This window comes from Aurantibacter crassamenti (assembly GCF_016811105.1).
Lineage (GTDB): Bacteria > Bacteroidota > Bacteroidia > Flavobacteriales > Flavobacteriaceae > Aurantibacter_A > Aurantibacter_A crassamenti.
Genome location: NZ_JAFBGM010000002.1, coordinates 705,635 through 730,150, shown reverse-complemented (window position 1 = coordinate 730,150; position 24,516 = coordinate 705,635). Strand labels below are relative to the sequence as shown.

Genomic DNA, 24,516 nt, shown 5'->3' with positions numbered 1-24,516 from the left:
GAAGAAATATTTCAAATAAAAAGAGCCGTCTACAAAAGTAAACGGCTCTTAACTTTAGGGGAAATTTAATAATCTGAATTAGTCAAAAGTGTAACCGTTATCAGCAGCTACCTTGTCAGCAATTTGTGTACGCAAGGCTACCACGTTAGGGTTATTGGTGTATTTTGTAAATCGTTTCAAGCCCATTAGCATCATACGTTGCTCATCACCTTCAGCAAAAGAAATAATTGCTTCTTTACCTTTTTGAATGATGGTTTCAGTTGCACTATATAAATATAATTTAGACATCGCTATTTGCGTAGCCTGTGCATCTTCACCAAAACGTTTTGCATTTTTTTCTGTTCTTAACAAAGTACTTTCAGCCATGTATACTTCTATAAGTATATCTGATGCAGCCAACATTAACTGTTGATGATTTTCAAGTTCTGGCCCATATTTTTGAACGGCACTACCTGCTACCATTAAAAATACTTTTTTCAATCGTACAAGTAAATCTTTTTCTTCGCCAAATAATTCAGAAAAATCAGGAGTGTCAAAAGACGGAATTCCCATTAATTCTTCTCCAACTGATGTTGCTGGTCCAAGCAAATCAACGTGACCTTTCATTGCTTTTTTAACTAACATGCCAACGGCAAGCATTCTATTTATTTCATTTGTGCCTTCGTAAATTCGAGCAATTCTAGCATCTCGCCAAGCTTTTTCCATAGGTGCATCTGCGCTAAAGCCCATTCCTCCAAAAATCTGAACACCTTCATCTGTTGTATTTTGTACATCTTCAGAAACTGCAACTTTTAAAATAGAACATTCTATAGCGTATTCTTCAACACCTTTTAATTCAGCTTCTTGATGAGAATTGCCAGCAGCTTCACGTAATGCTATGCGATCTTCAATATTTTTAGCTGCTCTATAACAAGCGGAATCGCCAGCATAAGAGTTGGTGGCCATATTTGCAATCTTTGCCTTAATTGCCCCAAAATTCATTATTGGTGTCTTGAACTGAATTCTTTCGTTTGCATAATTTACAGCCTCATTAATAACTCTTCTTTGTGCTTCTAAACAAGCGGCCGCTAATTTAATACGCCCAATGTTTAAAGCATTCATCGCTATTTTAAAACCATTTCCACGCTCTGAAAGCATGTTTTCAACGGGTACTTTGGTATCACTAAAGAAGACCTGACGAGTAGAGGAGGAGTGAATTCCTAGTTTTTTCTCTTCATCACCTAAAGTTATTCCGTTTTCTGGATTGTTCTCAACTATAAATCCTGTGATATTTTTGTCGTCTTCAATTCTAGCAAATACAATAAACATACTACAAAAGCCTGCATTGGAAATCCACATTTTTTGTCCAGTAATGCTGTAATGTTTTCCGTCTTCAGATAAAACTGCTTTAGTTTTTCCTGAATTTGCATCTGATCCAGCACCTGGTTCAGTTAAGCAGTAGGCGCCAAACCATTCGCCAGAAGCCAATTTAGGTACATACTTTTGTTTTTGCTCTTCCGATCCATAAAGTGTAATTGGCATAGTGCCAATTCCGGTATGTGCACCAAAGGCAGTACTAAATGATCCTGTTGCACCCGAGATATAATCACAAACCAACATGGTAGAAACGAATCCCATGCCCATACCACCATAAGATTCAGGTACAGCAACACTTAATAGTCCAAGTTCACCTGCTTTTCGCATACACTCTTCAGTATAAGCGTAATCTTTTTTCTCAAAACGCTCCCAATGAGCCCAAAGTTCGCGATCAACAAATTCTTTGGTGCTATCACGCATCATTTTTTGCTCTTCAGACAAATCTTCTAAAGTGAAGACATCTTCACATTTGGTTTCTTTAACGAGGAATTGACCTCCACGAAGTAAATTATCTTTATTTGCTGTTTCCATGCTTTAAGTTCCTTTACTGCTAATTGAAAAGCAGGTTTGTAGGGATATTTTAATAGTTAAACAATTTTTTTAATTTCTGATTTTTAGTCTTTGCTATTCTAGTTCAAAAACTCAAATATGCCGCAAGCACCTTGACCTGTACCAACGCACATTGTTACTGCACCATATTTGCCTTTCATGTCTCGCTTACGCATTTCATCAAATAGTTGTACTGAAAGTTTAGCACCTGTACAGCCCAGAGGGTGACCTAGGGCAATAGCCCCACCATTTACATTTACGATATCAGCGTTTAGATTTAATTCTCGAATAACCGCCAATGATTGAGATGCAAATGCTTCATTTAATTCAATTAGTTCTAAGTCAGATTGTTTTAGACCTGCTTGTTTTAATGCTTTTGGAATTGCAACTACAGGTCCGATACCCATAATACGTGGCGGTACACCAGCGGCGGCATAATTTACTAATCGGGCAATAGGTTCTATATTTAGTTCCTTTACCATGTCTTCGCTCATAATTAAAACGAAAGCAGCACCATCACTCATTTGTGATGAATTACCAGCAGTAACACTTCCACCTGCAGCAAAAACTGCTCGAAGTTTATTTAAAACTTCAATGCTTGTCCCTTTTCTTGGACCTTCATCTTTGGTTACTGTATACTTTTTGGTTGCTTTTTTACCATTTGCATCAATATACGTTTGCTCTACTTCAATAGGTACAATCTGATCTTGAAAGCGATCTTCAGCTTGCGCTTTTAATGCCTTCATATGTGAATTGTATGCAAACTCATCTTGGTCTTTTCTAGAGACCTTGTATTCATTCGCTACAGCTTCAGCCGTATTACCCATTCCCCAATAATAGTCTTCGTGACCTTCAGCAACTAAATCATAATTCAATTCAGTTTTATAACCTGTCATGGGTACAGAACTCATACTTTCAGCTCCACCAGCAATAATACAATCAGCCATGCCAGCTTGTATTTTTGCAGTGGCAATACCAATAGTTTCAATACCTGAAGAACAAAAACGATTCACTGTCACACCAGGTACATCAACAATATCTAATCCCATTAATGAGATTAGCCTTGCCATGTTTAAGCCTTGTGAACCTTCAGGCATAGCGTTACCCACAATAACATCGTCTATTCTTTTCTTATCAAAATCAGGCAACTCATTCATCATGTATGAGATGGTTTCAGCTGCCAATTCATCTGTTCGCTTAAATCGGAAAACTCCCTTTGGTGCTTTTCCGACAGCGGTTCTATATGCTTTAACTATATATGCTGTTTTCATTTTTTATGCTTTTGGCTATTAGCTTTTGGCTTTTAGCATTTAATTGATTTCTTATTTTGCCAAAAGCCAGTAGCTAAGGGCAAATAACTTGGTAATATTAATTACGTAATGGTTTCCCTGTTTTCAACATATGCTGAATTCGCTCTAAGGTTTTCTTCTCTGTACAAAGTGATAAAAACGCTTCGCGCTCTAAGTCTAGTAAATATTGTTCACTAACAAGAGTTGGCTCTGATAAATCGCCACCAGCCATTACGTAGGCTAATTTATTGGCAATCTTTTTATCATGTTCGCTAATGTAATGGCTTGCTTCCATTGAATCGGTTCCCACTAAAAACATACCTAAAGCTTGTTTACCAAGTACTTTAATGTCTTTTCGTTTCGGTGGCATCGTGTAGCCCGCTTCCGCCATTAATTTTGCATGCGCTTTTGCAGTGGCAATTTGTCTGTCTTTGTTTACTACCACAATATCTTTTCCTTTTTGAAGAATGCCTAAATCAAAAGCTTCATAAGCAGAAGTTGAAACCTTAGCCATACCAATAGTTAGAAAGTATTCTTGTAATACATTCAATTCAACATCATTTTTCTTAAAGGTGTCTTGTGCGCGAACTGCAAATTCTTTTGAACCACCGCCACCAGGAATAAACCCGACTCCGAATTCAACTAAACCTATATAAGTCTCAGCTGCTGCAACTACTTTGTCAGCATGCAATGAAAGTTCGCATCCACCGCCTAAACACATACCATGAGGGGCTGATACGGTTGGAATTGAAGAATAGCGCATGCGCATCATTGTATCTTGAAACATTTTTACAGCTGCGTTTAGCTCATCATATTCCTGTTCAACGGCCAACATGAAAATCATTCCGATATTAGCTCCTACTGAGAAATTCGCTGCTTGATTACCAATTACCAATCCTTGAAAGTCTTTTTCAGCTAAATCAACTGCTTTATTTAAACCGGCCAATACATCGCCACCAATGGTGTTCATTTTAGATTGGAATTCGCAATTAAGTATGCCATCACCTAAATCTTCAATAACAACGCCACTATTTTTAAATACTTCTTTAGATTTTCTAATGTTATCTAAAATGATGAAGGCATCCTGACCTGGAATTTTCTCCATCGATTTTTTCGGAATGTCATATGCATAAGTCGCTCCATCTTTTACACTGTAAAAGGAGTTGTTTCCTGAATCTTTTAATTCGTTAACCCATGCGGCAGCTTCTTGCCCTTCAGCTTTTATAAGTTCTAAGCCTTTATCTAATCCGATTGCATCCCAAATTTGAAAGGGGCCATGTTCCCAACCGAAACCAGCTTTCATTGCATCATCAATCTTATAAAGTTCATCGGTAATTTCAGGAATTCTTTGCGATACGTATGCAAATAGTTGTCCAAAACTTTTTCTGTAGAATTTACCAGCTTTATCCTTTCCATCTACTAAAACAGAAAAACGATCAACTACTTTATCAATGGTTTTTGTCAATTCTAATGTGGCAAATTTTGCACTCTTTTTAGAACGATAATCCATCGTATCTAAATCTAAAGTCAAAATTTCAGTTTTACCCTTATCATCTTTTGATTTCTTGTAAAAGCCTTGTCCGGTTTTGCTTCCGAGCCATTTGTTTTCCATCATTGTGGAAATAAAATCTGGTAAAGAGAAAAGTTCAAGACGCTCATCTTCTTTGCAATTGTCAGAAATACCATTTGCTACGTGAACCAAAGTATCTAAGCCAACTACATCAACCGTTCTAAAAGTTGCTGATTTTGGACGACCAATTACTGGCCCAGTCAATTTATCTACTTCTTCAACAGTCATGCCCATTTCTTTGACCATGTGAAAGAGGCTCTGAATACTGAAAATTCCAATTCGATTTCCTATAAATGCTGGGGTGTCTTTAGCGATAACAGATGTTTTTCCTAAAAACTGCTCACCATAACCATTTAAGAACTCAAGAACTTCTGGTGAAGTTTTTGGTCCAGGAATTATCTCAAATAATTTTAAATATCTAGCTGGATTGAAAAAGTGAGTTCCGCAGAAATGTTTCTGAAAATCATCACTTCTACCTTCGCTCATAAACTTTATAGGAATACCAGATGTATTTGAAGTAATTAATGTACCTGGTGTTCTATGCTTTTCGAGGTTTTCAAAGACCTTCTTTTTAATGTCTAATCGTTCAACAACCACTTCAATTATCCAGTCTACATTAGCCACTTTTGAAATATCATCATCTAAATTACCCGTTGTAATTCTAGAAGCAAATTTTTGGTGGTAAATAGGTGAAGGCTTCGATTTTAAAGCCGTTGTAAGTGAATCATTCACCAACCTATTACGAACCACCTTATCTGTAAGTGTTAAGCCTTTGGCTTTTTCTTTGTCAGTAAGTTCTCTGGGTACTATGTCAAGTAGAAGTACTTCAACCCCAATATTTGCAAAATGGCAAGCAATACCACTTCCCATTATTCCGGATCCGATAACTGCAACCTTATTAATATGTTTTCGCATTGCTGTTTTTGTTATTTGTTTGTAGTGTTATCTGAAAAAATATTCTTTTCTAAAATTAATTTATTAATGGTCTCGGTAACTTCAAAAAATGCTTTCATTTTTTCTTCGGATACATTTTCGCGAACCATTTCATTAAAACATAAAACGGCATTTTTTGATAAGTTTCTTTTCTCTAGACCTGTGGTTGTTAGATGAATTAAAACACCTCTACCGTCTTTAGGATTTGGCTTGCGCCGAATAAATCCTTTTTTCTCAAGACTTTTTAAAATTCTTGAAAGACTTGTCGCTTCCATTCCCATTTTTGGCCCTAAAGCCGTTGATGGAGTGCCTGTTTTTGGATCTATACTTAAAAGGGTAAATCCCATGGCCATGGTACTGCCATAGTTTTTAGCCTCTTCGTTGTACATTTTGGCTACTGATAACCATGTGTCTCGAAGTGCATAATCAATGGTAATATCTGGCATAATAGGTTTTATAGTATACCCAAATATACATAAATATATTATGCACGCATAATATATTTATCAAAAACCGATGAAAAACTCTAACTGTTTATTTAGAATTCAGATGTTAATTGATTATGAGCGCCCATACATATCATTATAAAGGTCAATGTACATTTCTTTTATAATTGCTCTTTTCATCTTCATAGTTGGCGTGAGGTGACCAGCTTCTGGAGTCCAAGCTTCTTTTGTTAAACGGAATACTTTTATTCGTTCCCATTTTCCAAAATGCTCGTTGCATTTATCTAATTCTTGTTGTATACGTTCTATAACTTCTTGAGAAGAAGCAATTTCGCTTGGTGTTGCACCAATAACATTATTCTTTTTGGCAAGCCATTCTTGAACAAATTCAAAATTTGGTTGAATAAAAGCGGCTGGCATTTTTTCACCTTCACCAACAACCATAACCTGTTCAATGAACCGAGATTGTTTCAATTCATTTTCTAATAAAGTGGGTATTACATATTTTCCGCCAGAAGTTTTAAACATTTCTTTCTTGCGACCTGTTATCTTAAGGAAGCCGTCATTATCGACTTCACCTTTATCACCAGTATGAAAATAATCACCAGTCATAACTTGATTGGTTTTTTCTGGATCTTTATAATAACCCAGCATTACGTTAGGGCCTTTAACTAATACTTCACCGTCTTCAGCAATTTTTATTTCTACATGTTCAATTGCTTTACCAACCGCACCTACCTGATACATATTATTTGCATACATACCTACAGAGACAATTGGTGATGTTTCTGTTAGGCCATAACCCTCCATAACATGCATACCCGCTGCGCCAAATATTCTACCTAATCTTGGTTGCAATGCAGCACTACCTGAAACCATAGTAGATAGTTCGCCACCCAATGCTTCTCGCCATTTGCTAAATATTAGTTTGTCAACAATTGAAAGTTTGAATCCATACCACCAACCGTTTTTACCATACGGTTCCCATTGTTCACCAATTTCTACAGCCCAATAAAATAATTTTTTCTTTAAACCTGTCAATTCTGCGCCTTTGGCAAAAATCTTATCAAACAACTTCTCAAGTAATCGCGGTACAACTGACATTAAATGCGGATGCACTTCTTTTAGATTGTCACCAATCTTATCAAGTCCTTCTGCATAATAAACTGAGGTGCCAGAATATTGATATATATATATGAGTACCCGTTCGAAAATATGACATATTGGTAAAAAGCTAAGTATTCGAGTGCCACTACCGGTAATTGGTAATCTTTTTGCTCCAGCTAATGCATTACTGGTGATATTTTTATGAGATAACATTACGCCTTTTGGCTTACCTGTTGTCCCCGACGTATATATAATGGTTGCCAAATCAGTTGGCTGTACATCATCCATTCTTTTTTGGACTTCATTTTGATTACTATCATCTTTGCCCAATTCAAACAATTCAGAATAATGTTTGCAACCATCAATTTGATCAAAGCTGTAGACTTCTTTTAATTGGGTTGTTGATTGTACCTTTTTTACTTTTTCAAGGACCTCGACATCAGATACAAAACAGTATATTGATTCGCTGTGGTTTAGTACATAAGCGTAATCTTCAGCACAAATTGTTGGATAAATGGGAATGTTTTGAGCTCCTAATTGAAGAATGCCAATATCCATAATGTTCCACTCCGTTCTATTGGTAGAGGATATAATGGCTATTTTATCATCTTTTTTAACTCCCAAACGAAGTAATGCACGGCTCACTTCGTTTGCTCTATCAATATAATCTTTGGTAGAGGTAGCTAGCCATTCTCCGTTATACTTGGTGATAAGTGATTTTTCAAGATTATACTTTTCCAGTTGATAATACGGAAAATCAAAAAGTCGGGTTACGTTTTGCATATTAAGTTTCGAATGAGTTACTGCAAATTAGCGAAAGAACACGGGATTTTAAAATTGTATTAATAAATATACATCACAAAAATTATAAATTTCTTAATTATGGTAATTTAAAAATTCACCATTTGTCTACAATAAATTGCTACTGAACGGGTTATATAAACAGTTTAGTTGTTTGTAGGAAAATTCCTAGAAACTTTTATTTAGGTTTGCTAAAGAATTTACCCAAATCTTTAACGTTATGAAGACAATTTACACTTTAAATTATTTATTAAAGTACATAAGTACTATTACACTTATATTATTTTTTAATGTAAAATTAATTGCGCAAGCTGAACCTTTTAATTGCGATTTTAATGCTTATTTATTTCAATATAATGACATTTATGCGCTCGACTTAGCTTCAGGCAGTTCTTATTTAGTATCAGAAAATGTTACAAGTGGTAATATTAATGCAGCAGCGTATAACTCTGCTGATGGTTATCTGTGGGGCTACTTGTCTAGTCCAAGTAAGTCAATTGTAAGAATAGGTAAGGATTTTACACCTGAAGTTTTTAGTATTTCTGAGCTGCCAGATACAAGTAATAAATATGTGGGTGATATTTCCATTGATGGCATTTATTATTTGAAGTCTGGTTCTTCTACGTATTATAGTATAGATTTAAACCCTTCTTCTGCAAATTATCTTAAATATCTTGGATCAATAACGTTAACCCAAAGTTTAAAAATTCACGATTGGGCTTTTAATGCTCAAGATGGTAAACTATACACCGTTGAAAAGAGTACTAATATATTATACAGAATAACCGCCGAAACAGGTATAGTTGAACCTTTAGGTGTGGTTCCAATTTTATCTGGATTAAATTATACTTTTGGTGCTGTTTATTTTGATGTGGATGGTAATTTTTATGTATCAGCTAATCAAACCGGTTCTGTTTACAAAATTAAAACAGCCCAAAATATTATTTCAGGCATTATAGATTCAAATATTTTTGCATTTGGACCTGCAGCTGCTAGTAACGATGGAGCTCGTTGTCCAACTGCACCAGTACCACAAGAAGATTGTATTAATGGTATTGATGATGATGGGGATGGTTTAGTAGATTGCGATGATCCAGCTTGTTCAGGTGTTGCAACCTGTCCGGTTATTAAAACAACTTCAAGTGCCAATAATGGGGGACTTGAAAGTAATGACAGGTTATCCAATTTAATTAGCAATAGAAACTACCAACGTGTAAAAAAGAATTATAAATTCGATAAGAAAACTGCAAGTAAAGTTTTGAAAACAGTCCATTACGGAAAAAGTGCCAAAACTAGTGTTGACAATATTTCATTAAATAGTTTAATACCTATTGGTGTTATAGGGGAAACAAGTACTATTGAATCCTCTCCAGATGATTTATTAGACTTAACTAATGCTTCTGATATTTATTCAGTAGATTATTTAAATGAATCTACGAATCTGGCTTCGGTTATGGTTATTAAAACTGATAATCAAGTTTATGAACATAGTAAATTTATTTGCGATCGTTTTCTAGGGGCACAATTACTATCTGTTTCTAATATACAATTACGTGAGAAAGATTTTATAAAATCAATTATAAAACAGCCAGATGGAAGTTTAGAATTTGCGCTTACGTTTTCAGCAAGGGTTAATGAAGAAAATAATCTTACTGTTGAATCACATTGGAATATTGATGCCTATGCCAAAGATACTGCGTATTATAATTTTCAAATATGGTCTAATTCTATTGATGATCTAATTGCTCTTGCAGATGAGATTTTAAATTTATTGGAGGCGAATGCTATAATAAGCAATTATAATGGTTCTACCCCGCCACCAGTTTTTGTAAAATCGGCGAGTTATAAAAACGGAGAGGTAATTTTAAATCTCGTAAATAATAACAATACGGAGTCTATAAAACTAGAAGGTGGATTAAAATTAACTGAAACAAGTGATACCGAGGTAATAGGTGTCTCTGCTAATATTGATGGGTATCTCGATACAGTGGCTTTAAAAACAGGTACTTTGTTCGACTTAGGATTTCGTATAAGTGCTGGTTCTTCGGATACACCAGATGATTTGTTCGTGGCAGATGCTCCATGGGGATTAGATGAATCAGCTGAAGATACATCGGTTGAGGTATATGAAATATTACCTACTGAAAGTCCGTACACGGGAGAAGGTTATTCAATAGAAAGAAATGTTTTGCTTAAAGGAGCTACTAGTAATTATTTAGGTGTCTATAGAGCTTTGAGTCCGCGATTTTCTCCTGTTGATTTGAGCGCGTATCAAAAGTTAAGTTTTGATGCTAAAGGTACTGGTACTTTAGAAGTGCAATTAATTAAAGGTGATGGTTCAGTTTTTAAGACAGCTGTAACTTTAGAAAATGACTTAAACACCTATATTTTAATTGATTCGGATTTCAAAAATGAGGAAGTAAGCACAGATTTCTCAGATTTAAAAGTCATTTCTTTTAATCTTATTGCAACCAACGAGCAGAACGAAGCTAAATCAATGGAATTAAGTAATATCGATTTTAATAATCGCGTGTCGGGGCAACAATTTATTGATACCGATATTAATAAATCTGTAGTGTACCCTAATCCTATGGTTACGTCAGCTACACTGTATTTTTATGAAGAACAAGCTTCTGAATATCAGTTCGATTTGTTTACGCTAGGAGGTAGTTTAATCGCAAATCAACATATGGAAGGAAATAGTGTTGAAGGACAAAATGAAATAGTTGTTGGGAGAAAAAATCTTGGTCCTGGTCTATATTTATATAAAATTACCAATACAAATAACAAGATATGGAGCGGTAGGTTATTAGTGCGATAATATTAATCAAAATAGAATAAAAGGCATCTAGCTATTTGATAGATGCCTTTTCATTTTTATATACTTCAAAAACTAAAATAACAATTCTATTGTTATTTTATAATGAACAGTTTTATCCTTTATTTACTTCTACCCACAATCTTGCATTAACAAATGCTTCTAACCATGGTGAAACTTCATCATTTCTATCAGTAGGGTAGTAGGCCCAATTCCAAGGAAAAGTCGATCGTTCTATATGTGGCATTGTTACTAAATGCCGACCAGTTGTATCGCAAAGCATTGCTGTGTTAAAGTCACTGCCATTCGGATTCGCTGGGTATCCTTCATATCCATATTTGGCAACAATATCATAATTTTCCTCAGCAAGTGGAAGCTTGAATTTACCTTCGCCATGAGAAATCCAAACCCCTAATGAAGTGCCTTCTAGTGTTGAAAGCATCACTGAATTATTCTTTTGAATTTTCACTGAAGTAAAATTACTCTCGTGTTTATGCGAATCATTATAGGTCATCTTTCCATGTTTTTCATGCTCTGGATTTATTAAATCTAGTTCCATAAACAATTGACAACCGTTACAAATGCCTATTGAAAGTGTATCTGGCCTTGAAAAGAAATTTTTAATTACAGTATTTGCCTTTTCATTGTATTTAATAGCTCCTGCCCATCCTTTGGCACTTCCTAAAACATCAGAATTAGAGAATCCACCAACAGCACCTAAAAATTGAATATCTTGTAGGTTTTCTCGTCCCGATATTAAATCGGTCATGTGAACATCTTTTACATCAAAGCCTGCCAAATACATGGCATTCGCCATTTCACGTTCTGAATTACTACCTTTTTCTCTTAAGATGGCGGCTTTAGGTCTAGTTTTACTTATTGTAGGTAATGAGCCCGTAAAGTTCTTTGGAAAAGAATAATTTAAAGGCTGTGTTTTATAATTATCAAATCGAGCTTTTGCTAAATTATTTGATGTTTGTTTATTATCTAGTAGATAAGATGTTTTAAACCATGTGTCACGTAGTGAATTAACATTAAGTCCCATTTCCATACCACCATTTTTGATGGTTAAATTAGACTCAGTAATTACCTCACCTATCTTTTTAAATTCAATATTTGCGGCAGCTAATTCAGTTTCAATTGAGGCATCTTTAGTTTGAAAAACAATTCCTGAATTTTCAGAAAATAATAATTTTATTGTATCCGATTCACCTAAATCAGAAAGGTCTAATGCTGCTCCTAAATTAATATCAGCAAAACATAACTCTAACAAAGTAGTTATTAGCCCACCAGATGCAACATCATGACCTGCAATAATTTTACCTTTTTTGATTAGTGATTGAATAGTATTGAATGTAGTCTTAAAATAGGCATCATCTTTAATGGTCGGCGTCTCAGTTCCGACAGCATTTAATACTTGCCCGAAAGACGAACCACCTAATTTAAAATCATCTTTTGAAAGGTTAATATAGTAGATTGAACCACCAGCTTTTTGAAAAACTGGTTCAACAATATTGGTAATATCATCACAATGACCAGCGGCAGAAATTACAACGGTACCGGGTGCTAGAACATCACCATCTTTGTATTTCTGTTTCATGGAAAGTGAATCTTTTCCCGTTGGTACATTAATACCCAATGCTATTGAAAACTCAGAAACCGCTTCTACTGCTTTATAAAGTCTAGCATCTTCTCCTTCGTTTTTACAGGGCCACATCCAATTGGCAGAAAGTGATATAGATTTTAATCCTTTGTTTAAAGGTGCCCAAATAATATTGGTTAATGCCTCAGCAATACTGTTTTTGCTTCCTGCTGCAGGATCAATTAATGCTGAAATAGGCGAGTGGCCAATACTTGTTGCAATGCCTTCTTTTCCTTTAAAATCCAAAGCCATAACGCCGACATTGTTTAATGGAAGTTGTAATGGGCCAGCACATTGTTGTTTTGCCACGCGACCACCAACACAACGGTCTACTTTATTTGTTAGCCAGTCTTTACAGGCTACAGCTTCTAACTGTAAAACTTGGTCTAAATAATCATGAAAAAGTTCTAGTGAATAATTGGCGTTTTCGTAAGTTCTTGTTACCGTTGAATCTGTTAATATTGTTTTTGGTGAACTCCCGAAAATATCATTCAAATGAACATCCATAGGTTTTTCGCCCGTAGTTTTCGATTCAAACGTAAATCGGTCATCATTGGTAACATCACCAACTTCGTACATTGGGGAACGTTCACGTTCAGCAATTCGTGCCAATAAATCTATATCATTTTTACCGATGACAAGACCCATACGTTCTTGTGATTCGTTACCAATAATTTCTTTTGCAGATAGGGTAGGGTCACCAATTGGTAATTTGTCTAAATCAATTTTACCACCAGTATCTTCAACCAACTCAGAAAGACAATTTAAATGCCCACCAGCACCATGATCGTGAATTGAAACAATGGAGTTTACATCATTTTCAACCATACCACGAATGGCATTGGCCGCTCTTTTTTGCATTTCAGGATTTGAACGTTGAATAGCATTTAATTCTATAGAAGAACTGAAAGCGCCTGTATCTGCACTAGAAACTGCGGCACCGCCCATACCAATGCGGTAGTTGTCACCACCAAGAATTACTATTTTATCACCTTTATTAGGCGTGTCTTTTAAAGCTTGTTCTGATTTTCCATAACCGATACCACCAGCTTGCATGATAACTTTATCAAAACCTAATCTTCTTCCATCGATGTCTTCGGATGATGCGCTTTCTTGGTGCTCAAAAGTTAATACAGATCCTGAAATTAAAGGTTGACCAAACTTATTACCAAAATCAGATGCACCATTAGAGGCTTTTATTAAAATGTCCATTGGAGTTTGATATAGCCATGGACGTGCGGGCATCGCATTTTCCCAAGGTCTATTTTCTTCCAAACGCGAATATGCGGTCATATAAACAGCTGTTCCAGCTAAAGGTAAAGAACCTTTGCCACCAGCTAGTCGATCACGAATTTCACCTCCTGAACCTGTTGCTGCACCATTGAAAGGTTCAACTGTGGTGGGAAAATTATGTGTTTCTGCCTTTAATGAAATTACTGACTCATATTCTTTTTCTTCGTAATAATCAGGCTTATCGGCTGTTTTTGGTGCAAATTGTAACACTTTTGGGCCTTTTACAAAGGCCACATTGTCTTTGTATGCCGATACAATGTCATTTGGATGCTCTTGTGAAGTCTTCTTTATTAATTTGAATAAAGAGCTTGGCATTTCTTTACCATCAATGATAAAAGTACCATTGAATATTTTATGACGACAATGTTCTGAATTCACTTGACTAAATCCGAAAACTTCTGAGTCTGTTAATGGACGCTCTAATTTCTTAGCTAGATTCTCTAAATACGTAACTTCTTCGTCACTCAGGGCTAAACCTTCTTGTTGATTATATTGTGCAATGTCATCAATTTGCTTTACCGATTCTGGCGTGACATCAATCTTGAAAATATCTTGATGCAATGCAGAAAATTTTTGAGAAAGCATTGGGTCAAAATCAGAATATTCACTTGAAACGCTGTGAAACTCTTCAATTCTGATAATACCTGAAACACCCATATTTTGAGTGATTTCTGTAGCATTTGTACTCCATGGAGTAATCATGGCCGCTCGTGGTCCAACAAAAAAGGCGTCAATTGACGCCGCGTTAATTTTAGGTTGATTGCCAAACAACCAATTTAATTTGTTTGAATCTTCTTGTGTAAGTTCTTTAGCAGTTTGAACCGCAAAAACCGTGGTACTTGCATCCCCGAAAAAGTGAATCATGAACAGCGTAAATTGTTAGGTTTAAGAAAGCACAAATTTAAGATTTTACTAGTTATGTATTGCGCATTTTTTAAACACTTGTAAACAGCAATTGTTAATGATGTGACAACAATTTGTTGATAAAAAATATCTTACCAATCTCACTGGTTATTAGTGGCTTATGCTAAGTATGCTTTTTGAACTAATATTTATTTTAATTAAACAGTATGAATTTTGAATAAAGTATGTTAATTTGTTCTTCCCTAAACTAATTGATATGGCAATTACTAAGAGTAACACAAAAAGAGCAACATTAAACACAGATTCATGCAGTATTACATTTTGTATGAAATATATTGGAGGCAAATGGAAACCAATATTATTGGATAGAATTTCAAAAGGACAAAACCGATTTGGTTTGCTAATCGCATGTGTTGAAGGTATAAATAGACAAATGCTAAGTAAGCAATTAAAAGAGTTAGAGCGTGATGGTTTGTTAGAACGCAAAGTATATGGTGAAATACCACCACGTGTAGAATATAATTTAACAGTGAAAGGGCAGTCGCTTTTACCCCTTGTTCAGGCTATGAATAGATGGGGTCAAAAAGAACAACATGGTACAGTGATAGAAGAGGAAAAACTGGTAGAAATAACTAAAGTTGTTAAACCAACTAAGGCTGTTAAAACTACAAAACCTGTTAAAAAGGCACCACCGTCTGATTCAGCACAAATAACGTTGTTCTGATAAATTCCAGAACTTAAATAAAAATATAGAAAGGCGAATAAATATTATTTATTCGCCTTTTCTAATAATGCCATATAAAAACCATCAAAACCATCTTTTGAGGCGTATATTTTCTTTTCTTTTACAAGGGTAAAGTCGCTACCTTCTTCCGAAGCTAAGAAAGAAGCAACTTGATCATTATTCTCTTTTGGTAAAATAGAGCAAGTAGCATAAACCATTTTACCTCCTGGTTTTACTATTTTACTATAACTGCGAATGATATCATGTTGAACCTTAACAATTTTATCTACAAATTCAGGTTGTAACTTCCATTTAGTATCAGGGTTTCTTCTAATTACGCCTAAACCTGTACAAGGAGCATCAATCAGAACGCGATCTGCACTACCGTAGAGTTTTTTGAATACTTTGGTTGAGTCAATCTCGCGAGGGTCAATATTATGAGCGCCGTCTCTTCTAGCACGTCGTTTAAGCTCTTTCAATTTACTGCCATAAATATCCATAGCAATTAATTGCCCTTTGTTTTCCATCAAAGCTGCTAGATGCAGTGATTTACCGCCAGCACCAGCACATGTGTCAACAACCCGTTGCCCAGGTTTTACATCAAGGAATTCAGCAACTAGTTGCGAAGATGCATCTTGAACTTCAAAATAACCTTTCTTAAAACTATCGGTAACAAAAACATTAGCACGTTCTGGTAATCGTAGTGCTAATGGGTATCCCTTTATTGGTTCAGTGACAATACCTTCGTCTAAAAGTGCTTTTCGTAGTTTTTCTTTTGTCGTTTTTAATGTGTTGGTTCGCAGAATAACTTCGGCCTGTTTGTTTAACGCAGTAATCTCTGCTGACCATAACTTTTCGCCAAGTGCTTTTACGCAAAGTTCATCTATCCAGTCTGGCACTGCTTCTTTGAATTTTCTAATTTTTGAAAGTTCATCGAATTTTCCTTTTATTCTACGTTCTGGTGTAGGTTCAATTTGTTTCCAGTCTGGTAATTTAATTCCTTTTAAAACTGCCCAAACAGCCCACATTCTAAATAAATCTTGTCTGTTATATGGGGCTTTAATTTCTGCAATTTCTGCATACAACCTTTTGTATCGGACCATTTCATAGGTAGTTTCAGCAATAAATCCGCGATCACGGGCACCCCAACGCTTGTCAATTTTCAGAACCTTCTGAATGACTTTATCGGCATATTCTCCTTCATTAAATGTTAAATTCAAGGCGTCGATGACGGCAAAAACTAAATTTCTGTGCAGTTTCATTCTTGTGAATTAAGTTTGCAAAGGTATTGTATTCGCATCTATTCCTTTTATTTTTGATAAACTTTACTTCATGACGCGTTTTTTTATTTTAATGATTTTGGTTTTAGGCAGTTCATGCGCCAAAAAGAATCAGAAAGCTCCTTTTACATCTGTAGCAATTGAAAATTTGTATGAAGATTCTTTGAGTATAAGAGCTATTGATTTAATGGGTAATAACTTGGTATTTGCTGCGAACAAAGGTGTTTTTGGTACAATAGGATTATCAAGTGGAAAAGTACGCGCTAGTGTTCAAACGTTTGGTTCAATTGTTCCTGAATATAGAGCTGTAGCTCATAATGCTACTGACTTTTTTATGCTTTCTGTCGCTAATCCAGCTTTGCTCTACAAAACCGGTGAAGATGACGTGATGGATTTAGTCTATGATGAGACGGGTGAAAAAGTGTTTTATGATGCAATGACATTTTGGAATAATAGAGAAGGGATTGCTGTAGGCGATTTTATGTACGGATGTTTGTCAATAATTATAACTCGTGATGGCGGCCATCATTGGGCTAAACTTACATGTGATGAACTGCCTCAAGCATTAGAAGGTGAAGGTGCTTTTGCTGCGAGTAATACAAATATTGTGGTTAAAGGAAATAAAACTTGGATTGCAACTACTAGTAGTCGTGTTTATTTTTCTCCGGATAAAGGAAAAACTTGGGAGATTCAAGAAACTCCAATAGTGAAAGAAGAACCAACTCAGGGTATTTATTCGATGGACTTTTATAACGAAAATATAGGAATTGTTGTCGGTGGTGATTACACTAAACCAAATGAGAATAAACAGAATAAAGCAATTACTAAAAATGGCGGTAAAACCTGGAAATTGATTGCCGACGGTCAAGCTCCTAATTATAAAAGCTGTGTTCAATTTGTGCCAAATTCAAAAGGAAATGGGATAGTTGCCTTAGGTTTCACTGGAATTTCATATTCAAATGATATGGGTGAACATTGGAAAACGCTCTCAGATGAATCATTTTACACGCTGAGATTTTTAAATGATTCTGTAGCATATGCAGCTGGTCAGAATCGAATTTCTAAACTTATTTTCAGATAATTTAAATAGCCTACCTAACGATTTCCTTTGTCGTCTTGGTGCTTTTTACGGTATTGACGAATTAGTTTGTGTTTGAAATCTTGCTCAGCACGTATTAGTTTCAAAGTCTTTTTGGCCGTAATAATTTTACTTATTTTGACGAAGAAATTCTTATCTAATTCTTCTTCATTTTCTTCGTAATCTAAGTATTCATCTAATAATTTGTCGGCTTCTTTTTCATTAAAACTATCAGCCTCTTTCATTCTATTTCTTAGCTCGTCATATCCGTTTTTTCTGAGTAGATAACGTTCTTTTTCATACTTGTTATATACTGGCCAAAACGCCTCTGCTTCATTACTGGTAAGTTCTAATTGCTCAGTAAAATAAGCAACTTTGAGCGACTTTATTTTATCCCAATCTTGCTTGTTTTGCGAATAAAAAGCAGTTGTGGTGAGTAGAAATATAATTACGGTTAAGTTTTTTAAGCTATTCATCGGTTTCAAGATTTAATTCATCTAAATCGTCAATATTATCGTCAAGATAATCAATAATGTGGTCGTCAATAAGCTGGTTGTCTAGTATATCATTAATGTCTAATTCGTCAAATGAAATCACTTCTGCAAGCTCATATGATGATAATTCCATCGTATTATTTTCAAAGTAATTTTCTATATCTGAGTCTGCCAAGCCTTCAAAAGTGGGACTTTCAGTTGAGTTGAAATTAATTCCGAAAATCACTAAAGCTACAGCAGCAACTGCGGCCGCTGCAAAATAATATTTACGGTACGGATTTAACTGTATAACCTTAGGTTCTGCCGTATCAATTTTTTGCAGTATGTTTTGTTGTAAAGTATCAAAATAACCCTCAGGAGCTTTAAAACCGGCTTCTTTTGGTAAAACAGACTGCTCTTCAGCTATTTTGCTGAGCAATTTATCCGTTAGGCCTTCAAAGTAGCCCTCAGGTGTTTTAAATCCGTTATTTTTATTTGATGCTTTCATCTTATTCTTTGACTATCAATTTGTTAAAAGGTTTAATCTTCTTTTAAATAATTTTCTAATTTTTTTATGGCTAAGTGATACGAGGCTTTTAACCCACCTACCGAAGTGTCTAAAATTTTAGATATTTCTTCGTATTTCAATTCGTCAAAATACTTCATATTAAACACCAGTTTTTGTTTTTCTGGCAGCTTAGCTATTGCCTGTTGTAATTTGAGTTGAATTTCATTTCCATCAAAATAAACATCGGCTTGCAAGTTATTTGCTAAACGATCATGAAGTTCTTCATTATTTACGCCTAATTTCCTTGCTTTGGATTTCATAAAACTCAAAGATTCATTCGTAGCAATACGATACATCCATGAATATAGTTGGCTGTCACCCTTAAAACCATTTATATTTTTAAAAACCTTAATGAAAGTGTTTTGCAACACATCATCAGCATCATCATGATCTAACACAATTCTACGTATATGCCAATACAAACGCTCTTTATAGGTGTTTATAAGCACTTCGAAAGCTTTTGATTGGGTGTCAGCTTGTTTTAACTGATCTACTAAGTCGTCTTCTGCAACCAATATTTAGTTCTTGTGTTTAATGATTAGACTCTAGATATAGAAAAAGGTTTAATTCGCTATACGAATATGGTGATAATTCGCTATTAATGAGTAGTTTGAGTGGTGTTATCCTAAAGATTGCATTTCAACCAATTTCTTATATGTGCCATTTTTGGCAAGAAGTGTTTCATGTGATCCTTGTTCTACTATTTCACCTTTTTGTAAAACAACAATTGTATTTGCATTTTGTATAGTAGAAAGGCGATGCGCAATAACTATAGAAGTACGATTACGCATCATTTTCTCTAACGCATCTTGTACCAGACGTTCACTTTCGGTATCTAATGCTGAAGTGGCTTCATCTAAAATCATGATTGGTGGATTTTTCAAAACCGCTCGTGCAATTGATAATCGTTGTTTCTGTCCGCCACTTAATTTATTTCCACTATCACCAATATTCGTATGGTAACCTTCCGGCAACTCAGCAATAAACTCATGGGCATTGGCAATTTTTGCTGCTTCTGTAATTTCTTCAATTGTAGCATTTTCATTGCCTAAAGAAATATTCTTAGCCACCGTATCATTAAAAAGTATAGAATCTTGTGTAACAAGTCCCATTAGACTTCTAAGTGACTTTTTAGTCATATCTTTTATATCGATACCATCAATTTTAATTTCGCCTTCATTTACATCATAAAAGCGAGTTACTAAGTTGGCAATAGTACTTTTACCGCTACCTGACTGACCAACAAGAGCAACAGTTTCACCTTTAGGTACAATAAGATTGAATTGTTTTAGTACATATTCATCTTCATATTTAAAGGAAATATTTTTTAATTCTATGCCTGAATCAAAACTTGTTTTTTCAACCGCATCTGGTTTATCACTTATAGGATTCTCAGTTTCAAGAATTTCTAAAACTCGTTCTGCGGCTGCATTACCTCTTTTAACTCCGTATGACGCTTTACTTATTGATTTTGCAGGTGTTAAGATGTTATAAGCTAAGCCCATGTATGCAATAAAGGAAGATGCATCTAAAGTTTTATCAACTAAAACCATTTTGCCACCAAACCATAATAATACACCAATAACTAAGATGCCCAAGAATTCTCCTGTTGGTGATGCCAAATTCTGCCGATTGAGTAGTTTGTTGCTGTAATCAAAAAAGCGTTGTGTTGAATTTGAAAAAGTTTTATAAAAACGTGATTCCGAATTAAAGGCTTTTACAACTCGCAGTCCCGCAAGGGTTTCTTCAACGATAGACAAAAATTGACCTTGCTCTTCTTGAACCTTATCAGATTGTTTTTTTAATGATTTACCAATTCTTGAAATAATTGCTCCGGCAACTGGAATAAAGATGAAAACAAATAAAGTTAGTTTGGCGCTTATTCCAAACATTATTATGATGGTAAATAATATAGTCAGGGGCTCACGAACTATTAGTTCTAAAACTGATAAAAATGAATGTTGAATCTCTAAAACATCTGAAGTTATACGTGCAATTACATCACCTTTTCTTTTTTCAGAGTAATAAGAAATGGGCAATTCAGTGATTTTATGAAACATTTTATTTCTAATATCTTTCAAAACCCCATTGCGTAAAAAGGTAATGAAATACATTGCCAAATAATTGAAAAAATTCTTAAGTAAGAACAGTATTAAAACTAGACCAATTACGAGAACTAGGCCTTTCATGTCGTCATCACCAGAATAAGCGGTAACTCTATAATTAATATATTCTTGTAAATAATCTTTAATGTTCGCCATGCCCTCGTAAATGGGTTCTTTAAACACCTTTTTTTCAGGTGTAAAAAGCACATCAAGCATTGGTATTAGGGCAGCAAAAGATAATGCGCTAAAAAGTGCGTAAAGTACATTAAAGAAAATATTGAGATAGCCGTAGCTACTATAAGGCTTCGCAAAGCGAAGAATCTTTTTAAAATAGTCCATTAACCAAGGTTAAGTTCACTCAAAATGCGCTCAATTTTGTCATTGAGTTCATTTGTAACTTTTTTGAAATTTTCCGCTTTATCTAAAACAGTATTGGTGCTAATGTAAAATTTCACTTTTGGTTCTGTTCCGCTTGGTCTAGCTGCTACACGCGTGCCATCTTCTGTTTCATAAATTAAAACATTTGATTTTGGAATGTCTATAGCTTTTTCTTCACCAGTTATCACGTTGGTGGCAATTGAAGTGTTGTAATCTTCAATCCATTTTACTTTTGAGCCAGCAACAGATTTAACCGGATTCTCTTTGAAATCAATTAACATTTGTTTGATTTCTTCAGCGCCAGAAATTCCCTTTTTAGTCAATGAAACCAGGTGTTCTTTGTAATAGCCATAATCAACATAACAATATATAAGGTCTTTGTAGAAAGAACTTCCATTTGCTTTTGCCTGAGTTGCAATTTCACAAGCTAATAGGGTAGCCGTTACTGCATCTTTATCACGTACAAAATCACCTACCATATAGCCGAAACTTTCTTCACCACCCCCTAAGAAGTTCGATTGTGGAAAGTCTTTTATCATTTTTCCTATCCATTTAAAACCAGTAAGTGCCGTTTTAAATTCAACGCCATAAGCTTTTGCCATTGCTTCCATCATTGGCGTAGAAACTATTGTTGTTGCAACAAACTCATTGCCTTTAAAACCTTTTTGTTTTTGCTTTTCTAAAAGGAACTTAGTCATTAAAATCATTGCCTGATTACCGTTGACAATTTCCATTATACCTTCTAGGTTTCTAACCGCAATACCTAAACGATCACTATCAGGGTCGGTACCTACTACCATGTCAGCGCCAATTTCTTCTGCTTTGGCAATTGCCATTGAAAGTGCTTCTGGTTCTTCAGGGTTTGGTGATTTTACCGTGGGGAAGTTCCCGTCAGGTTTAGCCTGTTCTTCAATTATAGTAACATTCTTATATCCGGCACGTTTTAATACTTCAGGTATTGCAGTTATTGAAGTTCCGTGTAATGAGGTGAATACAATTTTAAAATCATCTTTTCCAGCTGCATTAAAATTTCCGTTGGCTACAGATGCTTCCATAAAAGATTCATCAACTTCTTTATCTATTAGTTCAATAAGGCTATCATCCCCATTAAAATTAATATCCTCAAAATTAAGTCCGTTTATTTCTGAAATAATTTCACCGTCTTGTGGTGGTACTATTTGTCCGCCATCTGTCCAGTAAACTTTATAGCCATTATATTCTGGCGGATTATGTGATGCGGTTAAAACAATACCGGCATGACAATCTAAATGACGAACTGCAAATGAAAGTTCAGGAGTGGTGCGTAATTCAGAAAAGAGAAAAACTTTTATTCCGTTTGCTGAAAAAACTTCCGCAACCGTTCTTGCTAGTGTATCGCTATTGTGACGACAATCGAAGGCAATAACCACTTTAATATCTTCGTCTTTATAAGAAGCATTAAGATAATTACTTAAGCCTTGAGTACTTTTTCCTAAAGTATATTTATTAATTCTATTGGTGCCAACACCCATCATACCGCGCATACCACCTGTACCGAACTCCATATTTTTATAAAAACGATCCTTTAATTCTTCAGTATCGTTGTCAATTAGGTGTTGTACCTGCGATCTTACATCGGCGTCAAAAAAATCAGTAAGCCAAGTTTTGGCAATAGTTATAATGTTATCCATAGTAGTTTGCTAAAAATCTATTTTAAAAATACGAAGATTACTCTTCTTTTTGGGTGCTTTGGTTCAACATTTCAGAAATATTGTAGCGGCTTTCGTTTTTACGAGATCGAATGATGATTTCTCCGAGAAACCCCGCCAAAAATAATTGTGAACCTATTAGCATGGCTGTGAGTGCGATATAAAATTGAGGTCTGTCAGTAATTAAACGTCCAGTTTGGTTGATAAATGCTTTGTCAATACCAAGATATGCGGCAAAACCAAAACCAATTAGAAACATCAAAACGCCTATGGCCCCGAAGAGGTGCATAGGGCGTTTTCCGAATTTTGAAACAAACCAGATGGTTATTAAATCAAGAAAGCCATTGATAAATCTACTCATACCAAATTTTGTATTACCATATTTTCTGGCTTGGTGTTGTACCACCTTTTCGCCAATATTTGAATAGCCAGCATTTTTTGCTAAAACTGGAATATAACGGTGCATTTCACCAGATACTTCTATGTTTTTTACAACAGCTTTTTTATAAGCTTTTAATCCACAATTAAAATCATGAAGTTTTACACCCGAAGTTTTACCAGCTGCCCAATTGAATAATTTTGAGGGTAGGTTTTTGGCAATTACAGAATCATATCTTTTTTTCTTCCAACCAGAAACTAAATCAAAATTTTCGGTTTCAATCATGGCATATAATTCAGGAATTTCTTCAGGATTATCTTGCAAGTCAGCATCCATAGTAATAATTACATCACCATTGGCTGCAGCAAAACCAGCATGTAACGCCTGCGATTTACCAAAATTTCTTAAAAAACGAATGCCTTTTACATTTGTATTGTGGGTAGATAGTGATTCAATTATTCTCCAAGAATCATCAGTACTACCATCATCAATGAAAAGAATTTCATATGAAAAATGATTCGACTGCATCACTTGAACAATCCAATCATGTAATTCTTTGAGAGATTCCTCTTCGTTGAGTAAGGGAATTACTATCGATAAATTCATAGAGTACCTTTGATAAGCATTTCAAAAGTACGAATATTAATTATTTGGGTCAGTGTTTTTCATTATTGCGCCAACAATTGCCCCAATTATTAATCCGAAAATAACATTAACCACAATACCGATGGGGTATGCTAACCAAGCAAAACTCTTTTGAATTTCTACCCCTTGTTGCCATTGTTCATCTGTCATTTGCGGATTTTGAGCCATGGCTTGAACTTTTGCCAGTTCCATAGCTTTGTCCATAAAATCTGGTTCTATCACATTTGTTAAAAGGGCATACCAAATAAGACTAATAATTGCAGAAACTACACCTATTCCGGCACCGAGCTTGACTGCATCAACAATTTTAAGAAAACCTGAATTGGCTTTTTTATATTGCATAACGGCTAATACTACCGCTGCAACCATTAATACAATGCCAACAATACGTACAGCCCATCCTTGTTCATAATGCATTTCCATTGTATACAACATGAAACCAAAGATTACACTTGCGACACCTAATAATAGACCATAAGTCCAAGAAAATTTTCCGATTTTTGGTTGATTATCATTCATTTTAATATAGT

At 35.0% G+C, this 24,516-nt stretch carries 17 protein-coding genes; 3 read left to right on the top strand and 14 right to left on the bottom strand.

Annotated features, from left to right (window positions below; genetic code table 11):
• Window positions 1-78: 78 nt before the first annotated feature.
• From JQC67_RS15810 to JQC67_RS15790, 5 genes are all read right to left on the bottom strand, one after another.
• Window positions 79-1,887, bottom strand: a complete 1,809-nt coding sequence (locus tag JQC67_RS15810) for an acyl-CoA dehydrogenase family protein (protein WP_203253888.1) — start codon at window positions 1,885-1,887, stop codon at window positions 79-81.
• Window positions 1,888-1,985: 98 nt separating this feature from the next.
• Window positions 1,986-3,176, bottom strand: a complete 1,191-nt coding sequence (locus tag JQC67_RS15805) for an acetyl-CoA C-acyltransferase (protein ID WP_203253887.1) — start codon at window positions 3,174-3,176, stop codon at window positions 1,986-1,988.
• 97 nt (window positions 3,177-3,273) lie between these two features.
• Window positions 3,274-5,679 carry a 3-hydroxyacyl-CoA dehydrogenase/enoyl-CoA hydratase family protein gene (locus JQC67_RS15800; RefSeq protein ID WP_203253886.1) on the bottom strand — a complete coding sequence of 802 codons (2,406 nt, stop codon included), beginning with the start codon at window positions 5,677-5,679 and terminating at the stop codon, window positions 3,274-3,276.
• A gap of 11 nt (window positions 5,680-5,690) precedes the next feature.
• Window positions 5,691-6,143 (bottom strand): MarR family winged helix-turn-helix transcriptional regulator, encoded by a 453-nt coding sequence (locus JQC67_RS15795; RefSeq protein WP_203253885.1) that lies wholly within the window; start codon window positions 6,141-6,143, stop codon window positions 5,691-5,693.
• A gap of 114 nt (window positions 6,144-6,257) precedes the next feature.
• Window positions 6,258-8,033, bottom strand: coding sequence for an AMP-dependent synthetase/ligase (locus tag JQC67_RS15790; RefSeq protein WP_203253884.1), 1,776 nt, complete (start codon window positions 8,031-8,033; stop codon window positions 6,258-6,260).
• A gap of 238 nt (window positions 8,034-8,271) precedes the next feature.
• Between JQC67_RS15790 and JQC67_RS15785 the strand changes: the two genes are divergently transcribed.
• Complete coding sequence (locus JQC67_RS15785; RefSeq protein WP_203253883.1) at window positions 8,272-10,872, top strand: DUF6923 family protein; 2,601 nt, start codon at window positions 8,272-8,274, stop codon at window positions 10,870-10,872.
• Window positions 10,873-10,984: 112 nt separating this feature from the next.
• Here JQC67_RS15785 and purL read toward each other — a convergent pair whose 3' ends face one another.
• Complete coding sequence (gene purL / locus JQC67_RS15780; protein WP_203253882.1) at window positions 10,985-14,668, bottom strand: phosphoribosylformylglycinamidine synthase; 3,684 nt, start codon at window positions 14,666-14,668, stop codon at window positions 10,985-10,987.
• Between the two features lie 256 nt (window positions 14,669-14,924).
• Here purL and JQC67_RS15775 point away from each other — a divergent pair, with 256 nt between their 5' ends.
• Window positions 14,925-15,392, top strand: a complete 468-nt coding sequence (locus tag JQC67_RS15775; RefSeq protein ID WP_203253881.1) for a winged helix-turn-helix transcriptional regulator — start codon at window positions 14,925-14,927, stop codon at window positions 15,390-15,392.
• Window positions 15,393-15,436: 44 nt separating this feature from the next.
• Here the strand turns inward: JQC67_RS15775 and JQC67_RS15770 are convergent, their stop codons facing one another.
• On the bottom strand, window positions 15,437-16,654 hold the full coding sequence (locus JQC67_RS15770) for an RsmB/NOP family class I SAM-dependent RNA methyltransferase (protein WP_203253880.1): 1,218 nt from the start codon (window positions 16,652-16,654) through the stop codon (window positions 15,437-15,439).
• Between the two features lie 70 nt (window positions 16,655-16,724).
• Here JQC67_RS15770 and JQC67_RS15765 point away from each other — a divergent pair, with 70 nt between their 5' ends.
• Complete coding sequence (locus JQC67_RS15765) at window positions 16,725-17,753, top strand: WD40/YVTN/BNR-like repeat-containing protein (RefSeq protein WP_203253879.1); 1,029 nt, start codon at window positions 16,725-16,727, stop codon at window positions 17,751-17,753.
• Window positions 17,754-17,767: 14 nt separating this feature from the next.
• On the opposite strand, the gene JQC67_RS15760 is transcribed toward JQC67_RS15765, so the two are convergent.
• The 7 genes from JQC67_RS15760 to JQC67_RS15730 all read right to left on the bottom strand — a co-directional run bounded on the left by JQC67_RS15760 (window position 17,768) and on the right by JQC67_RS15730 (window position 24,505).
• A complete protein-coding gene (locus JQC67_RS15760) occupies window positions 17,768-18,226 on the bottom strand; it encodes a hypothetical protein (protein WP_203253878.1) in 459 nt (152 codons plus the stop codon).
• Window positions 18,219-18,731: a hypothetical protein gene (locus JQC67_RS15755; protein WP_203253877.1), complete on the bottom strand. Its 513-nt coding sequence runs from the start codon at window positions 18,729-18,731 to the stop codon at window positions 18,219-18,221. Before JQC67_RS15755 ends, JQC67_RS15760 begins: the two co-directional genes overlap by 8 nt.
• A gap of 32 nt (window positions 18,732-18,763) precedes the next feature.
• Window positions 18,764-19,306, bottom strand: a complete 543-nt coding sequence (locus tag JQC67_RS15750) for an RNA polymerase sigma factor (protein WP_203253876.1) — start codon at window positions 19,304-19,306, stop codon at window positions 18,764-18,766.
• A 105-nt stretch (window positions 19,307-19,411) separates the two neighbouring features.
• On the bottom strand, window positions 19,412-21,235 hold the full coding sequence (locus JQC67_RS15745) for an ABC transporter ATP-binding protein (protein ID WP_203253875.1): 1,824 nt from the start codon (window positions 21,233-21,235) through the stop codon (window positions 19,412-19,414).
• Window positions 21,235-22,944 (bottom strand): phospho-sugar mutase, encoded by a 1,710-nt coding sequence (locus JQC67_RS15740; RefSeq protein WP_203253874.1) that lies wholly within the window; start codon window positions 22,942-22,944, stop codon window positions 21,235-21,237. Before JQC67_RS15740 ends, JQC67_RS15745 begins: the two co-directional genes overlap by 1 nt.
• A gap of 37 nt (window positions 22,945-22,981) precedes the next feature.
• A complete protein-coding gene (locus JQC67_RS15735; protein ID WP_203253873.1) occupies window positions 22,982-23,947 on the bottom strand; it encodes a glycosyltransferase family 2 protein in 966 nt (321 codons plus the stop codon).
• Window positions 23,948-23,983: 36 nt separating this feature from the next.
• Window positions 23,984-24,505 carry a DUF4199 domain-containing protein gene (locus JQC67_RS15730; protein ID WP_203253872.1) on the bottom strand — a complete coding sequence of 174 codons (522 nt, stop codon included), beginning with the start codon at window positions 24,503-24,505 and terminating at the stop codon, window positions 23,984-23,986.
• Window positions 24,506-24,516 lie beyond the last annotated feature (11 nt).

Coding starts and splice junctions, on each gene's coding strand:
- JQC67_RS15810 (WP_203253888.1), bottom strand. CDS start 1,887: ATGGAAACAGCAAATAAAGATAATTTACTTCGTGGAGGTCAATTCCTC.
- JQC67_RS15805 (WP_203253887.1), bottom strand. CDS start 3,176: ATGAAAACAGCATATATAGTTAAAGCATATAGAACCGCTGTCGGAAAA.
- JQC67_RS15795 (WP_203253885.1), bottom strand. CDS start 6,143: ATGCCAGATATTACCATTGATTATGCACTTCGAGACACATGGTTATCA.
- JQC67_RS15730 (WP_203253872.1), bottom strand. CDS start 24,505: ATGAATGATAATCAACCAAAAATCGGAAAATTTTCTTGGACTTATGGT.
- JQC67_RS15785 (WP_203253883.1), top strand. CDS start 8,272: ATGAAGACAATTTACACTTTAAATTATTTATTAAAGTACATAAGTACT.
- JQC67_RS15745 (WP_203253875.1), bottom strand. CDS start 21,235: ATGGACTATTTTAAAAAGATTCTTCGCTTTGCGAAGCCTTATAGTAGC.
- JQC67_RS15740 (WP_203253874.1), bottom strand. CDS start 22,944: ATGGATAACATTATAACTATTGCCAAAACTTGGCTTACTGATTTTTTT.
- JQC67_RS15790 (WP_203253884.1), bottom strand. CDS start 8,033: ATGCAAAACGTAACCCGACTTTTTGATTTTCCGTATTATCAACTGGAA.
- JQC67_RS15775 (WP_203253881.1), top strand. CDS start 14,925: ATGGCAATTACTAAGAGTAACACAAAAAGAGCAACATTAAACACAGAT.
- JQC67_RS15770 (WP_203253880.1), bottom strand. CDS start 16,654: ATGAAACTGCACAGAAATTTAGTTTTTGCCGTCATCGACGCCTTGAAT.
- JQC67_RS15755 (WP_203253877.1), bottom strand. CDS start 18,731: ATGAAAGCATCAAATAAAAATAACGGATTTAAAACACCTGAGGGCTAC.
- JQC67_RS15765 (WP_203253879.1), top strand. CDS start 16,725: ATGACGCGTTTTTTTATTTTAATGATTTTGGTTTTAGGCAGTTCATGC.
- purL (WP_203253882.1), bottom strand. CDS start 14,668: ATGATTCACTTTTTCGGGGATGCAAGTACCACGGTTTTTGCGGTTCAA.
- JQC67_RS15760 (WP_203253878.1), bottom strand. CDS start 18,226: ATGAATAGCTTAAAAAACTTAACCGTAATTATATTTCTACTCACCACA.
- JQC67_RS15800 (WP_203253886.1), bottom strand. CDS start 5,679: ATGCGAAAACATATTAATAAGGTTGCAGTTATCGGATCCGGAATAATG.
- JQC67_RS15735 (WP_203253873.1), bottom strand. CDS start 23,947: ATGAATTTATCGATAGTAATTCCCTTACTCAACGAAGAGGAATCTCTC.